This window comes from Micromonospora sp. WMMD987 (genome assembly GCF_029581435.1).
Taxonomy (GTDB): domain Bacteria; phylum Actinomycetota; class Actinomycetes; order Mycobacteriales; family Micromonosporaceae; genus Micromonospora; species Micromonospora rifamycinica.
Genome location: NZ_CP120861.1, coordinates 420995 through 435014 on the forward strand (window position 1 = coordinate 420995; position 14020 = coordinate 435014).

General features: G+C 73.3%; 10 protein-coding genes and 1 pseudogene. 3 read left to right on the forward strand and 8 right to left on the reverse strand.

What is annotated here, in order from left to right; all coding sequences use genetic code 11:
• Window positions 1–38: 38 nt before the first annotated feature.
• Both O7612_RS01860 and O7612_RS01865 read right to left on the reverse strand, forming a co-directional pair.
• Window positions 39–1880: a chromosome partitioning protein gene (locus O7612_RS01860; RefSeq protein ID WP_282273758.1), complete on the reverse strand. Its 1842-nt coding sequence runs from the start codon at window positions 1878–1880 to the stop codon at window positions 39–41.
• Window positions 1881–2472: 592 nt separating this feature from the next.
• Window positions 2473–3357, reverse strand: a pseudogene (locus tag O7612_RS01865) (hypothetical protein); the annotation flags it as partial.
• 386 nt (window positions 3358–3743) lie between these two features.
• Here O7612_RS01865 and O7612_RS01870 point away from each other — a divergent pair.
• Together O7612_RS01870 and purD are read left to right on the forward strand one after the other, a co-directional pair.
• Entirely contained in the window at window positions 3744–5033 is a 1290-nt protein-coding gene (locus O7612_RS01870) for an adenylosuccinate synthase (protein ID WP_282269894.1), read from the forward strand.
• Window positions 5034–5461: 428 nt separating this feature from the next.
• On the forward strand, window positions 5462–6712 hold the full coding sequence (gene purD / locus O7612_RS01875) for a phosphoribosylamine--glycine ligase (protein WP_282269896.1): 1251 nt from the start codon (window positions 5462–5464) through the stop codon (window positions 6710–6712).
• Between the two features lie 106 nt (window positions 6713–6818).
• Here purD and O7612_RS01880 read toward each other — a convergent pair whose 3' ends face one another.
• The 3 genes from O7612_RS01880 to O7612_RS01890 all read right to left on the reverse strand — a co-directional run bounded on the left by O7612_RS01880 (window position 6819) and on the right by O7612_RS01890 (window position 10215).
• Complete coding sequence (locus O7612_RS01880; RefSeq protein WP_282269898.1) at window positions 6819–8384, reverse strand: AMP-binding protein; 1566 nt, start codon at window positions 8382–8384, stop codon at window positions 6819–6821.
• A gap of 161 nt (window positions 8385–8545) precedes the next feature.
• The gene (locus O7612_RS01885; RefSeq protein ID WP_282269900.1) at window positions 8546–9760 is read right to left on the reverse strand and encodes an acyl-CoA dehydrogenase family protein; all 1215 of its coding nucleotides are present in this window, start codon (window positions 9758–9760) and stop codon (window positions 8546–8548) included.
• A gap of 2 nt (window positions 9761–9762) precedes the next feature.
• Window positions 9763–10215, reverse strand: a complete 453-nt coding sequence (locus O7612_RS01890) for an SCP2 sterol-binding domain-containing protein (RefSeq protein WP_282269903.1) — start codon at window positions 10213–10215, stop codon at window positions 9763–9765.
• Window positions 10216–10292: 77 nt separating this feature from the next.
• On the opposite strand from O7612_RS01890, the gene O7612_RS01895 reads away from it, so the two are divergent.
• Window positions 10293–10934: a TetR/AcrR family transcriptional regulator gene (locus O7612_RS01895; protein ID WP_282269905.1), complete on the forward strand. Its 642-nt coding sequence runs from the start codon at window positions 10293–10295 to the stop codon at window positions 10932–10934.
• 167 nt (window positions 10935–11101) lie between these two features.
• Here the strand turns inward: O7612_RS01895 and O7612_RS01900 are convergent, their stop codons facing one another.
• The 3 genes from O7612_RS01900 to O7612_RS01910 are packed head-to-tail and all read right to left on the reverse strand — an operon-like array spanning window position 11102 to window position 14016.
• The gene (locus O7612_RS01900; protein ID WP_282269907.1) at window positions 11102–11707 is read right to left on the reverse strand and encodes a DedA family protein; all 606 of its coding nucleotides are present in this window, start codon (window positions 11705–11707) and stop codon (window positions 11102–11104) included.
• A 48-nt stretch (window positions 11708–11755) separates the two neighbouring features.
• Window positions 11756–13054 carry an adenylosuccinate synthetase gene (locus O7612_RS01905; RefSeq protein WP_282269909.1) on the reverse strand — a complete coding sequence of 433 codons (1299 nt, stop codon included), beginning with the start codon at window positions 13052–13054 and terminating at the stop codon, window positions 11756–11758.
• Window positions 13051–14016 carry a hypothetical protein gene (locus tag O7612_RS01910; RefSeq protein WP_282269911.1) on the reverse strand — a complete coding sequence of 322 codons (966 nt, stop codon included), beginning with the start codon at window positions 14014–14016 and terminating at the stop codon, window positions 13051–13053. The genes O7612_RS01905 and O7612_RS01910 overlap by 4 nt, the downstream gene beginning before the upstream one ends.
• Window positions 14017–14020: the final 4 nt, after the last annotated feature.

Sequence of the window (14020 nt, forward strand, 5' to 3'; positions counted from 1 at the left end):
CCGACTCCAGTCGGGGCGGGCCGTGGGTCCGGGGTGGTTCAGAGCCCCTCGGCCACCGCCGCGGCGATCTTCAGCCAGGCGTCCCGGGTGGCGGAGGAGAGCCCGCCGTACCGGATCGGCTCGCCGGTGTCGATCAGCCGCTCGTACGGCGCGAGCAGCACCGCCCTGGTCCGGGCGGCGAAGTGTTCCTGGATGGCCGGCAGGTCGATCTCCTTGCGGGACGGCGGCATGGACACCACCGTGACCGCCTGCCGGACGAGCCGTTGCCGGCCGCTCTGCTCCAGGTGGTCGAGCATCCGGGCGGCCGTCTCCGCCGAGTCGTTGCGGGCCGACATGGTGACCACCAACTGGTCGGTGGCGTCCATCGCGGCCTGCCAGTTCTGCGCCCGGACGTTGTTCCCGGTGTCCACGAAGATGAGCTTGTAGAACCGGCTCACCACCTCGCGGATCTCGGCGAACGCCGCCGCCGTCAGCATCTCGCCACCGGTGGCCGACTCGTCCGAAGCGAGCACGTCGAACATGCCCTCGCCCTGGGAACGGACGTACTGCGACAGGTCGCCGATCCGACCGTGCGGCCCCTGGAACTGGCCGAGGTCCCGCAGCATGTCCCGGACGGTACGGGAGTGGAAGTCCTGCTGCGCCCGCATGCCCAGGGTGCCCTGGGTCTCGTTGTTGTCCCAGGCCAACACGTAACCGCCGCGTTTCTGCCCGAAGGTCATCGCGAGCAGCAGGATGGCCACGGTCTTGCCGGCGCCGCCCTTGGGGTTGACCACGGTCACCTGGCGCAGCCCGCCGAAGTTGCGGCGCACCATCTCGATGTCCCGCTTGACCTCCTGCTCGTGCTGCCCCGGCGGGAGCCGTACCAGGCCGATCTTGTTGACCATGGCGCGGACGCCCATCGTGGCGACCGGGTCGGCCGGCCTGATCTGCCGGCGGCGGGCGAAGTCCTCGGCGGTCGGCGCGATCCCACTCTCCGGTGACCAGTCCAGATCCGGGTACCCGGTGAGGGCTGCCGGGTCGGGGTACGCGGCTGTGGGCGTCCCGCCGGGAGCCGGCTGTTCCGGCCAGGAGGGCCGGTACCAGCCACCGGGCGACCGCTGTCCGGGTGGCACCGGTCCCTCCGTTCCCGTCGACCCCGGCCGGCTCGATCCGGGATCCACCGGTCCGGTTGCGGGCGGGCTGGTTCCGCTCGGGTCGGGATGTGCCGGGCCGGGTCCGGTCGGGTCGGGATGTGCCGGGCCGGGTCCGGCCTGGCTGGTCGCGGTCGGGCCGGCGTGTGCCGGGCCGGGCCGGTGGGGAAGTGGCGGTGGTGAGGTCGGTTGGTGCGGCAGGGATGCGCCGGGTGCCGGGTGCGGGGGGACGACTGTCATGCCTGCCGCCGGTGGGTGCTCAACCGACGGCGTCGGTTCCGCTGGCGACCGACCGGGCACCGCCGCCGCATGGCTGGCCGCGTGAGCCGGTACGGCGGCACCGGACGCCACCTCTTCGGCTCCACCCCGTTCTGCTGCGCGGACCGGGTGCCCGACCGGACCAGACTCCTCGACCCTGCCGGGTTCCTCTGCTCCGACCGAGACTCGCTGAGGCGGTAGCGCCCACGGGGATTCACCCCGGCCGGCGTGCTGGGCCGGCACTGTCGCCATGCCCTCCGCTGCTGGACCGGGATCGTGGATCTTGGAGGATTTTGGCCCCTCCAGGGGCCGGAATCCTCCAAGATCTAACTCAGCCGGGTCGGTTCCGTTGGTCATGGCGTTCCCATTGCTCGGACGGGCCGGCGGGACAGGGCGAGGTGCACCGTCCGGCGGCTCCGCCTCGGTGGACGGAGCAGGCCCCGGGATGGGACCGGCCGGCTGTGACGGTGGGCCGGTGAGCGACGGGTCCAGGCTGAAGGGCAGATCGATCTCCACCGGACCGACCTGCTCCGGCCCCGCTGCGGACGGCTCCCGGGTGGCGGCACCTCCGACCTCCGACCGGGGGCCGCCGGAGGCGGGACGTCGGCCGTCGTACCCCGGTGGACCGTCGTACCGGGGGTGCCCCTCGTGCCCGGTCAGATCGCCGTACCCGGACCGGTTGTCGTGTCGATGTGGACCGTCGTCCGACGGGGTGCCGTACCCGTGGAAGCCGTCGTAGTCGTGCGGGAAGCCCGGGGCGGGAAACCGTGCCGGGTCCGGGTGGGCGGGCGTCCAACCATCGCCGGGCGGGCTCCAGCCATCGTCGGGCGGCATCGGCGCCACCTCCGCGGCCAGCGACGGGTACGCCGTCGGCGGATACACCGGTGTGGGCTCACCGGCCCACTGGGGCACCGGTTCGGTCGGGTCGGGCGGCCAGAGCGGTTCGATGTCCCGCGCCGGCCCAGGCTGCTGGCCGGACGGTCCTGCCCGGTCGGCGTTGTCGTCCACCACGGATCCCCCATTCCTCCCGTCGAGGATAGGCCGTCCCGCTCCCACTACGCCTGGTGACGGGGGCGGTCGGTGGTCAGCCCGTGAAGACCGCCCAGGCTGCGGGCTCGATCCACCAGGACCGCTTGCGGCTCAGCTCACCCTCGACCCCGTCGTCGAGGAAGGGCACCCGGTCGTCGCGGGGGATCACGGCCGCCGCCCGGCCCCGCGCGCGACGTACCTCGTACCGGATCTTCTTCTTCCTGCCCAACGCCGAGCGGGTCGGCACGGGAACGGCCACCGCGACCTCCACCAGACCGTCGGTCGGGTCGGGGGCGGTGAGCAGCGGTAGTGAGTCGAGGTGGGCGTATCCGCCGGCATTGCCGATCGCGCAGGCCAGGATCGGGTCCGTGCCGTCGGAGAGCACCGCGTCGTCCACCTCGACCCGGCCGCGCCAGAGCAGCGGCCGGCCGGCGTCGTCGGCAGCGCCGAGCAACGCGCCGTCCAGGGTCACCGAACCGCCGTCGTTACGCAGCAGGTCGAGCCGGCGTACGCCGCCGTCGAGCACCGCCGCGGCCACGGCCGCCGGATCCCGGGGCAGGCCGAGCTGCCCGGCCAGGTCCCGGTGCGGGCCACCCCGGGCGGGGTCGAGCGGGAGTACGCCGATCGGCGGCAGGTCGGGCACCGTCCGGTTACCGGCCAGCTCGGCCGGGCGGCGGCTCGGCGGTGGGGCGTACCGACGGACCAGCCGGCGCACGACGGCGCGTAACTGGGCGTCGCTGGCGGAGGCGACCACCAGCCGGATCTTGCTGTCCGGGTCGGGCCAGGTGAGGCCGTCGGGGCGGGCCGGGGCGTCCAGCCGGGCCAGCACCTCGTCGACCTCGGCGTCGGAACGGGCGGTGACGGTCTCCACCCGGGCACCCCGGGCGGTCAGCGCGTCCGCGCAGGCGAGCACCGGTACCCGTGGTGTCTCACACCGCTCCCCACCCCGCCCCCGGACGTCCCCGCTGCGCTGTCCGGCCGTGCCGGTCTGTCCGTGGCCGTCGCTCTGTCCGGCCGTGTCGGTCGGGGTGCCCGTGCTGGCGGGGGTGCCCGTGCTGGTCGGGGTGCCCGGTGGGTCGGTCGGCCCGTCGGACGGCTGCCCGCCCGGCGTCGGGGTGCCGCCACAACAGGCGTCGCCACTGCCACAGCCCCCGCCGGGGGCGTCCCGGTCCGAGCCGAGAGTGAGCAGCACCACGTCGTACACTCCGGCCTCCTGCCTTCCGACGCGAACCCCTGCTGGCCACGCCGTTCCTACTTGTTAGCCTGACACCCCGGGCTCGCCAACCGGTCGCCACCTGGCACCCGAGCCTTCTGGAGGCGGAAAAGATGCCAGCGATCGTGCTCATCGGTGCTCAGTGGGGCGACGAGGGCAAGGGCAAGGTTACCGACCTGCTGGGTGAGCGGGTCGACTACGTGGTGCGCTACTCCGGCGGCAACAACGCCGGCCACACCGTGATCACACCCGACGGGCAGAAGTACGCGCTGCACCTGATGCCGTCGGGCGCGCTCTCCCCGAGCGCGATGATCGTCATCGGCAACGGGGTGGTGGTCGACCCGAAGGTGCTGCTCGCCGAGATCGACGGGCTCGCCGAGCGCGGGGTGGACGTGTCCCGGCTGCGCATCTCCGGCGACGCGCACCTGATCATGCCGCACCACCGGGCACTGGACCGGGTGGTGGAGCGCTACCTCGGGTCGTCCCGGATCGGCACCACCGGGCGCGGCATCGGCCCGGCGTACGGCGACAAGGTCGCCCGGATGGGGATCCGGCTCCAGGACCTGCTCGACCCGGGCATCCTGCGCAAGAAGCTGGAACTCGCCCTGCGGGAGAAGAACCAGCTGCTGTTCAAGGTCTACAACCGTAAGGCGATCGACGTCGAGGAGACCGTCGAGGAGTACCTGCGGTACGCGGAGCGGCTCAGGCCGTACATCGCGGAGACCCGGGTGATGCTCTGGGACGCCCTCGACCGGGGTGAGACGGTGCTGCTGGAGGGTGCCCAGGCCACCATGCTCGACATGGACCACGGCACCTACCCCTTCGTCACTTCGTCGAACCCGACGGCCGGTGGGGCCTGCGTGGGCGCGGGCATCCCGCCGACCGCGATCACCGGGGTCATCGCGGTGAGCAAGGCGTACACCACCCGGGTGGGGTCCGGCCCGTTCCCGACCGAGCTGTTCGACGACAACGGGCAGCACCTGCGCAAGGTCGGCCACGAGTACGGCACCACCACCGGCCGGGAGCGCCGCTGTGGCTGGTTCGACGCCGTGGTGGCCCGGTACTCCTGCCGTCTCAACGGCGTCACCGACCTGGTCATCACCAAGCTGGACGTGCTCACCGGCCTGCCGAAGGTCCCGCTCTGCATCGGGTACGAGATCAACGGCGAGCGTTTCGACGACATGCCGATGACCCAGACCGACTTCCACCACGCCACCCCGATCTACGAAGAGCACGACGGTTGGTGGGAGGACATCAGCAAGGCCCGCACCGAGGACGAGCTGCCGGAGAACGCCCGCCGCTACATCGCCCGCATCGAGGAGATCACCGGTACCCGGGTCAGCGTGGTGGGTGTGGGCCCCGGCCGTGAAGAGAACGTGGTCCGCCACCCCCTCCTGCCCTGACCCGGCCCACCCCGCCCTCACCCGGCTGGCCCCGCGCGGCCTCGCCCGTTCCCGCCCGTTGACCACGAGGTCCACGTCACGAGAGTGCCTGACGTGAACCTCGTGGTCACCGATTGATGAGCGTCGGTTGTCCACAGGGTTGTCCACAGGGTTCGACGTCCCCCCACTGCCCGCCCGGCCACCCGTCCCGGCGGCGCTGACCAGCCCCGTCCCGGGTGCCCCCACTACCCCCCCTCGTGATCCACGAGCTGCACCCCGACACTGACCCCGGTCGATCATGGACTAGTGGTGCCATTTATGTCCTACAGTGCGGCTTTTGTTAGGCACCACAACTCCATGATCGACGCAGGGGTGGGGGTGGGTGGGGAGGGGTGGGGGGTGGGTGGGGGAGGTGGGGGTGGGGGGTGGGGTGGGTAGGATTCGACGCCGTGCGCGTACTTCTACTGGGTGGTGGCGGGCGGGAGCATGCGCTCGCCCTCGGGTTGGTCGGGGATCCGGCTGTCGAGGCCCTGTTCGCGGCGCCCGGTAACCCGGGGATCGCGGGTTTGGCGGAGCTGCGGCAGGTCGATCCGGTGGATCCCGCCGCCGTGGCCGCGTTGGCTGTGGAGGTCGGTGCCGACCTGGTGGTGATCGGGCCGGAGGCACCGCTGGTCGCCGGGGTGGCCGACGCGGTGCGCGCCAAGGGAGTGGCGGTGTTCGGGCCGTCGGCCGAGGCGGCCCGGCTGGAGGGTTCCAAGACCTTCGCCAAGGAGATCATGACGGCGGCCGGGGTGCCGACCGCCCGCGCGTACACCTGCACCGACGCGGAGAGTGTCGGGCGGGCGCTGGACGAGTTCGGCACGCCGTACGTGGTGAAGGACGACGGGCTGGCCGCCGGCAAGGGGGTGGTGGTCACCGACGACCGGGACGCCGCGCTGCGGCACGCGCGGGAGTGCGGCCGGGTGGTGGTCGAGGAGTACCTGTCCGGCCCCGAGGTGTCCCTGTTCGTGGTGACCGACGGGGTGGCCGCCCTGCCGCTGCTGCCCGCGCAGGACTTCAAGCGGGTCGGCGACGGCGACGCCGGCCCGAACACCGGCGGCATGGGGGCGTACGCGCCGCTGCCGTGGGCGCCGCCCGGCCTGGTGGACGAGGTGATGGCCGACGTGGTCCATCCGACGCTGGCCGAGCTGCGCCGCCGGGGCACCCCGTTCGTCGGCCTGCTCTACGTCGGGCTGGCGCTCACCGCCGCCGGTCCCCGGGTGATCGAGTTCAACGCCCGCTTCGGTGATCCGGAGACCCAGGTGGTGCTGGCGCTGCTGGAGACCCCGCTGGCCGGGCTGCTGCGGGCCGCCGCGACGGGCACCCTGGCCGGGCACCCGCCGCTGCGCTGGCGCGACGGCGCGGCCGTCACCGTCGTGGTCGCGGCCGAGGGCTATCCGGCCGCACCCCGTACCGGAGACGTGATCACCGGCGCCGACCACCCGGGCGTCATCCACGCCGGCACCGCCCGCCGGGCCGCCGACGGCGCGTTGGTCTCCGCCGGCGGCCGGGTCCTCTGCGGTACGGCCACCGGCCCCGACCTGACCGCCGCCCGTGATGCCGCCTACGCCCTGGTACGCGGTATCGAGCTGGCCGGTTCGCACCACCGTGGCGACATCGCCGCCACCGCGATCGACGGCCGGATCACCGTCCCCGACTGACCACCTCAGAGCAGGTCGAGGGCGGCGGCGATGACCCGCTGGGCGGTGGCGCTGAGCTCCTCGCCCTTGGCGTCGGTGCTGGTGATCGAGTACTCCACCCGGGGGGTCAGCCGTAGTAGCGGCGGAGTTCCCGGGTGAGCACCTTGCCGGTGGCGTTGCGCGGCAGGTACTTCACGAAGACCACATCCCGGGGTACGGAGAACCGGGCCAGGTAGTGCCGGACATACTCGCGTACCGCCTCGGGGTCGAGCGTGGCCCCCGGGTGCAGGGCGAGGAAGGCGGCGAGCCGTTGCCCGTACTGCGGATCCGGCACGCCGAGCACGGCGGCCTCGCGGACCTGCGGCAGTCGGGCGAGGAGGTCCTCGACCTCGGACGGGAAGACGTTCTCCCCACCGGAGACGATCATGTCGTCGGCCCGGCCGTCCACGAAGAGCAGACCCTCATGGTTGACCCGGCCGAGGTCGCCGGTGTCGAGCAGACCGTCGTGGGTCTCCCAGCGGACGCCCGAGGTGTAGCCCTCGAAGAGCATCTCGTTGCCCACCAGGATCCGGCCGACCCGCCCGGCCGGCACCGGATCCCCGTCGTCGTCGACGATCGCCAGCCGGGTGCCGTGCGGGGGGCGACCGGCGGTGGTGGGGGCCTGGCGCAGCTCGGTGGGGCCGGCGATGGCGGCCCAGGAGACCTCCGTCGAGCCGTACAGGTTGTAGATCACCTCGCCGTAGCTGTCCATGAACCGGGTGGCGAGGCCCCCGGGCAGCGCCGAGCCGCTGACCGCGACCACCTTCAGGGGCGGCCGGGGATCCGGTGGCGGCACGTCGAGCAGGCGTTGCAGCATCACCGGTACGGCGAAGAGCGCCTGACACCGGTGCGCCACGAGCGCGTCCAGCGTGGCGGCCGGGTCGAACCGGCGGTGCAGCACGATGGTGGCGCGCAGCGCGAAGGCGACCTGGAGTGCGGCGTACCCCCAGGTGTGGAAGATCGGGGCGGCGATCAGCAGGGTGTCCCGGGCGTGCAGCGGGATGCGGTCGATGATGGACACGAGCGGGCCGAAACCGGTGGGGACGGGCCGGCGGGCGCCCTTGGGCGCCCCGGTGGTGCCGGAGGTCAGCACGATGGTCCGGCCGTCCTGGGCGGGCGGTGCGGGCGGGTCGCCGGGGAGCGCGGCGGCGATCAGGTCGTCGAGGCCGTGTTCGTCGACCCGGCGCACCTCGGCGGGGACGCCGAGGATCCGCTCGGCGAACTCGGTGTCGTGCACCAGTACCCGGAGCCGCTGCTCCTCGGCGACGGTGACGAGCTGCGCGGCGGACAGCCCGGTGTTCACCAGCACCGCGTCCGCGCCGAGCAGGGTGGCGGCGACGATGCCCTCGATCAGCCCGTGGTGGTTGCGGCAGAGCAGCCCCACCCGGTCACCGGCCTGCACCCCGAGCCCGCTGCGCATCGCCCGGGACAGCCGTTCGGCCCGGTCCAGCAGTTGCCGGTAGGTGAGCTGGTCGCCGTGCTCGTCGACGACGGCGACCCGGTCCGGGTCGCGGGCGGCGGCCTGCCGCAGCTCGCCTGCCATTCCCCAGCCCCACCGGCGTAGCGCGGCGAGCTGCGAGGCGACCCGGACGGGGTGTCCGGGGTTGAGCAGTCCCCGTCTGGTCAACGTGGCCACGATGAACGGCAGGTCCATCCGGCGACCTCCTTCGGGGTGTGTCGTGAGGGCGGGCGGGTGCCCTCACCAGGGGTTCCTCCTCGATCATGCGCCAGTTCCGCCGGGCGGCCCAACCGCCGACGGGCGGGGGCCGCCCGGCGTGGACGGGGGGTGACCGGTCCGTCGCGCGGCGGCGACGGTCAGCGGATCTGGAGACCGGAGATGGCGCGGGAGATGACCAGCCGCTGGATCTCGGAGGTGCCCTCGAAGATGGTGTAGATCTTGGCGTCCCGGTACCAGCGCTCGACCGGGTGGTCGCGCAGGAAACCGGCCCCGCCGAGGAGCTGCACGGCCCGGTCGGTCACCGAGACGGCCACCTCGCCCGCCTTGAGCTTGGACATCGAGCCCTCGCCGGCGGTGAACGGCCGGTTGTTGCGGCCCATCCAGGAGGCCCGCCAGACCAGCAGCCGGGCGGCGTCGATCTCCATCTTCATGTCGGCCAGGGCGAACGCGACAGCCTGGTTGGCGATGATCGGCCGGCCGAACTGGACCCGTTCCTTCGCGTAGTCGAGGGCGTACTCGTAGGCGGCGCGGGCGACGCCGAGCGCCTGCGCGCCGACGGTCGGCCGGGACAGCTCGAAGGTGCGCATCGCGGCCTGGCCGCTGGCCCGCTGGCCGGACCGGGCGCGGGCCAGGCGCTCGTCCAGCGCCTCCCGGCCGCCGAGCAGGCAACGCCCCGGCACCCGTACGTCGTCGAGGAAGACGTCGGCGGTGTGCGAGGCGCGCAGACCCAGTTTCTTCAGCTTGCGGGTCGCGTGCAGCCCGGCCGTGCCCGGCGGTACGACGAACGCGGCCTGCCCGCGTGAGCCCAGTTCGGGCGCGACGGAGGCGGTGACCACGTGCACGCGTGCGATCCCGCCGTTGGTGGCGTACGCCTTCTGCCCGCTCAGCACCCACTCGTCGGTGGCCTCGTCGTAGACGGCGCGGCTGCGCATCGCCCCGACGTCGGAGCCGGCCTCCGGTTCGGTGGTGCAGAACGCGGCGACGGCGGGCTCGTCGGCGGTGCCGAAGCACTGCGGCACCCATTCGACGAGCTGGTCGGGGGTGCCGGCGCCGTAGATGGCGGCGACCGCGAGGGAGGTGCCGAAGATGCTCAGCCCGATGCCCGCGTCGCCCCAGAAGAGTTCCTCACTGGCGATCGGCAGGGACAGCCCGGTGGGGTCGGCCCAGCAGGTGGCGAGGAACTCGAAGCCGTAGAGGCCGATCTTCGCCGCCTCCTGGATGACCGGCCAGGGGGTCTCCTCCCGGGCGTCCCACTCGGCGGCGGCCGGGCGCACGACCTCGGCGGCGAAGCCGTGCACCCAGTCCCGCAGGTCCCGCTGTTCCTCGTTCAGGTCGAGCGAGAACTCGGCCATCGTCAGGCCTTGGGGATGTCGAACAGGTTGGCGATGTTGGCGGCCAGGCCCAGGTCGCCCTTGGCCTTGAGCTTGCCGGTCATGAACATCATCACCGGGTTGGCCCCACCGGAGACGATCCTGAGGAACTCGACCGGACCCATGGTGAGGCTGAGCTTCGGGTCACGGGCGGGGGTCTCCGAGACGGTGCAGGTGCCGTTCTCGATGACGATCTCGTAGGTGTCGGTGCCACCGTCGGGACGGCCGGTGATGTTCCAGTGCAGGACCGCGTTGGTGGCGCCGGCGCGGTCGGCGCGGAAGATCTGCGGCATCCGGCTGAAGACCTCGTTGAGCACCTTGCCGCGCAGCTCGCCGGACATCACCTCGGCGATCTTGGCGTCCGGGGTGGACTTGACCAGCTGGGCGAACTCCTTGGGTCCGTAGTTGGCGAAGTTGGCCGGGTCGAAGTCAGTCATGGAGATTGCACCTTCCGGGGCGGACCAATTTAGTTACTGTGGCGTAACCTTACGCACGAGTAGGTATGCTCGCAAGGGTGTCCAGCACCCCCAGCTTCAAGCGCCTCCCCCGGGCCGTACGCGAGCAGCAGATGCTCGACGCGGCGGTGAAGGTCTTCTCCCGACGCGGTTTCCACGCCGCCAGCATGGACGAGATCGCCGAGGACGCGGGCATCTCCAAGCCGATGGTCTACGCGTACCTCGGCACCAAGGAGGAACTCTTCATCGCCTGCCTGCACCGGGAGGCGGCTCGGATGATGCTCACCATCGCCGGGGCCGCCGCCCCCGACCTCCCGGCCGACCAGCGGCTCTGGCGCGGCCTGCGGGCCTTCTTCGGCTTCGTCGGCGCACACCGCGACGGCTGGGCCGTGCTCTACCGGCAGGCCCGGGGCTCCCCGCCGTTCGCCACCGAACTGGCCGCGATGCGTGCCCGGCTGGTCGAGGTGCTCGCCGGCATGTTCGACCACGCGCTGCGCGCCCGGGGCCGGGAGACCACCCCGACGGAGTTGGAGGTCGTCGCGTACGCCCTGGTCGGCGCGGGTGAGTCGTTGGCGGACTGGCTGGCCGACCATCCGGAGGCCGAGCCGGAGCGGACCGCCACCCGGATGATGAACGTCGCCTGGCTCGGCGCCGCCCAGCTCCTCGACGGCGTCACCTGGCGGCCCCCGGCCGACGACTGATCGCCACCGCGCGACCCGGCGGGGCCGGCCCGACAGCAGCCACCGTCCGACCCGGCGGGCCGGCGACAGCGGCCGTCGTGCGCCCGGCCGGGTCGGCTCGGCGGTGGGCACCTGTGCCCGCAGCCGGAGGGCTCAGCGGTGGGCACCTGTGCCCGCGGCCCGGCAGCTCAGCGGTGGGTGGCGGCGCGGTAGCGCAGCCAGCGGGCCAGCTCCAACAGTCCGGTGACGGCCAGGGAGAGGCCCACCCCGACGAGCAGGCCCCGGAGCGGATCCCGTTCGAAGGTCAGCCCGCCGAAGTAGCCGAGCAGGCCGCAGTACCCGCTCCAGATCACGGCGGCGACGGCGTCGAAGAGCAGGAAGCGGGGGAGCGGGTACCGGACGGCACCCATGGCGAGCGTGACGGCGGTCCGGCCACCGGGGACGAAACGGGACGTGGTGAGGATCGAGCCACCCCGCCGGTCCACCGCCCGGCGGGCCCAGTCCGAGCCGGCCCGCCGCCGGCTGCCGTCGGGCGAGCAGGCCAGCCGGCGTGCCCCGCCGCCCCGACCGATCCCGTACGAGACGTGGTCGCCGACGAGCGCGCCGAACGCCGCCGACGCGAGCACGGCGGCCAGGTTCGGCTCGCCGCTGGCCGCGAAGACCCCGGCGGTGATCACCACGGTCTCGCCGGGTACCACCGGGAGGAACGCGTCGACCGCGGTCACCACGATGATCACCAGGTACACCCAGGGTGAGGTGACGGTGTGGTGGAGCAGGTCGAGCACGGACTGCATGCCCCCATGCTCGACGCTGGACGACCGGCCCGGGGCCGAGTCGGCGGATCAGCCCACCGCCCGGGCCGGGACCGACGGGGAGTGCTCCCGCTTGTCGGCCGCGGTGGGACCGTGCGAGGTGAGCACCACCGGGACGGCCAGCGCCCCGGCCACCGCCGCCGGCCAGTCGGCGGGCGGGGCGTCGTACACCGGGCGGGCCCGCAGCAGCCGGGCGGTGAGGGCCGCCTGCCGGTCCAGGTCACCGGGCGGGCCGGGGCACAACCGGTCGACGCCCTCGTAGCGGCGGCAGAGCCGCAGCGCGGGCCGGTCCGGGCCGGGGCGGGCCAGGTCGAGGTGGGTGAGGGCGAGCCCGTCCGCCCCACCGGCCACGTCCAGGGCGTACCGGTGGGCCACGGCGTCGAAGTGGCCGAACCGGAACCGGCCCTGCCACGGGTTGGTCGGGTTGCGCGGGTCGGTCAACGGCAGGGACCGGTCCTCGGTGACCAGCGGACCCGGCCCGTGCCGGGTGGTCACCGTCCGCACCACCCCCAGCCGGTACGCCGACCCGGCCGCCCCCGCCTCGGCGAGCAGTGTCTCGGCGTTGGCGAAGGTGGTGGTGCTCCACGTGGTGTACGGGTGGAAGCCGTGCCACTCGTCCAGCAGCACCCCCTGCGCCCCCTCGAAGACGCAGGTCCCCGCCCGCAGCACCCCGGCCAGGTACGACCGGTCGACGATCGCCACCCGGTCGGCGAAGCCGGTGAACGCCGGCAGGCAGTCCGCCACCGGCGGGGCGTCCAGCGGGCCGAGTTCGGCGGTGAGCCGGTCCCGGAGCACGGTGAGCCGACGGCGCAGCAGTTCCGGATCCCGGCAGTCGGCCACCCGGGGGGCCTCGTGTGGGTGGGCGAGCCCGTACCGGACGGACTCGCCCACCCCCAGCCCGCAGGAGCCGTGCCGGGCGGCCCCCCGGGCGATCTCCCGGAGCCGGTTCGCGGCCCGGTGGTACGGCGTGGCCAGCAGCGCCTCCCCGTCCACGGTGAGCCGGTCGAGAGCGTCGGGCACCCCGACCGCGGCGAGGTGGTCGGCCTCGGCGGCCAGCGCCAACGGGTCCACCACCTGCTGCCGGGCCAGGTGGGTGCGTACCCCGGGGTGGAACGTCCCGGCCCCGAACTGGGCGAACGTGTGGTGCCTGCCGTCGGGCCGCACCACGTTGTGGGCGGCCTGCGCACCCCCGTTGAACCGCACCACGGTGTGCACGTGGCGGGTCGCGCAGAGCCAGTCCACGACGGTGCCCTTGCCGGCGTCGCCGTAACCGAGGTCGACCACGATCACGTGCCGGCCGGGCCGTCCGGGGGCGGGGAGGGCGGTCACAGCCGGGTCACCCCGCCGGTCCGGCGCGGTGCGCTCGGGGCCGGCAGCGTGGAGACCTCGGCACGCCGGCCGCCGCCCAGCGTGGCCAGCGCCTTGGACACGGTGCGGCCGGCGGTGGAGCCGGCCCGGTCCAGGTCGCGCAGCCCCTCGTCGAGGTCGATGGCCTGCTCACCGAGGCCGACGGTGAGCGCGATGGTCTCGCAGACCGCGTCCAGGTCGTCGAGGACGACGGCACGCTGCCCGAGCAGGTCCCGCCAGAAGTCGAGCACCGTGGCGTTGCCGGCGTAGTGGCTGCCGGCGGGGAGCAGGTAGTAGGTGTCCCAGCGGCGGGTCACCTCGTCGACGATCTGCCGCAGCGGCACGTCCTCGCCGAGGTCGTCGCCGATCAGCCGGCTCACCTCCCGCCGGCTCACCCGGGGGTACGCCAGCTCGTCGCCGATGATGAACAGGTAACCGCGCCGGCCCCGCTTCTCCCAGCTGTCGGTGACCGTGTGCCGGGCCATGAAGTACATCGCCAGCTCGTACGACTCGGTCATCTGACCGCCGCCGCCGCCCTCCAGCACGATCCGGCCGAGGTCGTCGTCCATCCGGTTGTCCGACTCGAACTGCCCCACCTGCAACGGCACCCGGTCGCAGGTGGCGTCGCCGATCGCGCCGAAGAGCACCTGCGGGTCGCGGGCGTAGCCCTGGCGCAGCAGCAGCCCGAGCAGCTGCGGCAGCTTGGCCTGGAGGGTGCGGGGCACGTGCCCCATCGAGCCGGTCACGTCGAACAGCACCGCGATGGGTGTCGACTGCGGGTGCTCGGCCGAATCCCGGCTCTCCCGGACCGCGCCGCGCGGGTCGAGCGCCGGGTGCACGGTGCGGGCCCCGCTGTCGCTGTAGGAGAAGGCGCTCTTGCCCTTCCTCTTCCGGTAGCGGTCGGCGGCGTCGTACACGTCGGTGGACCAGATTCCGCTGCCCATGGCA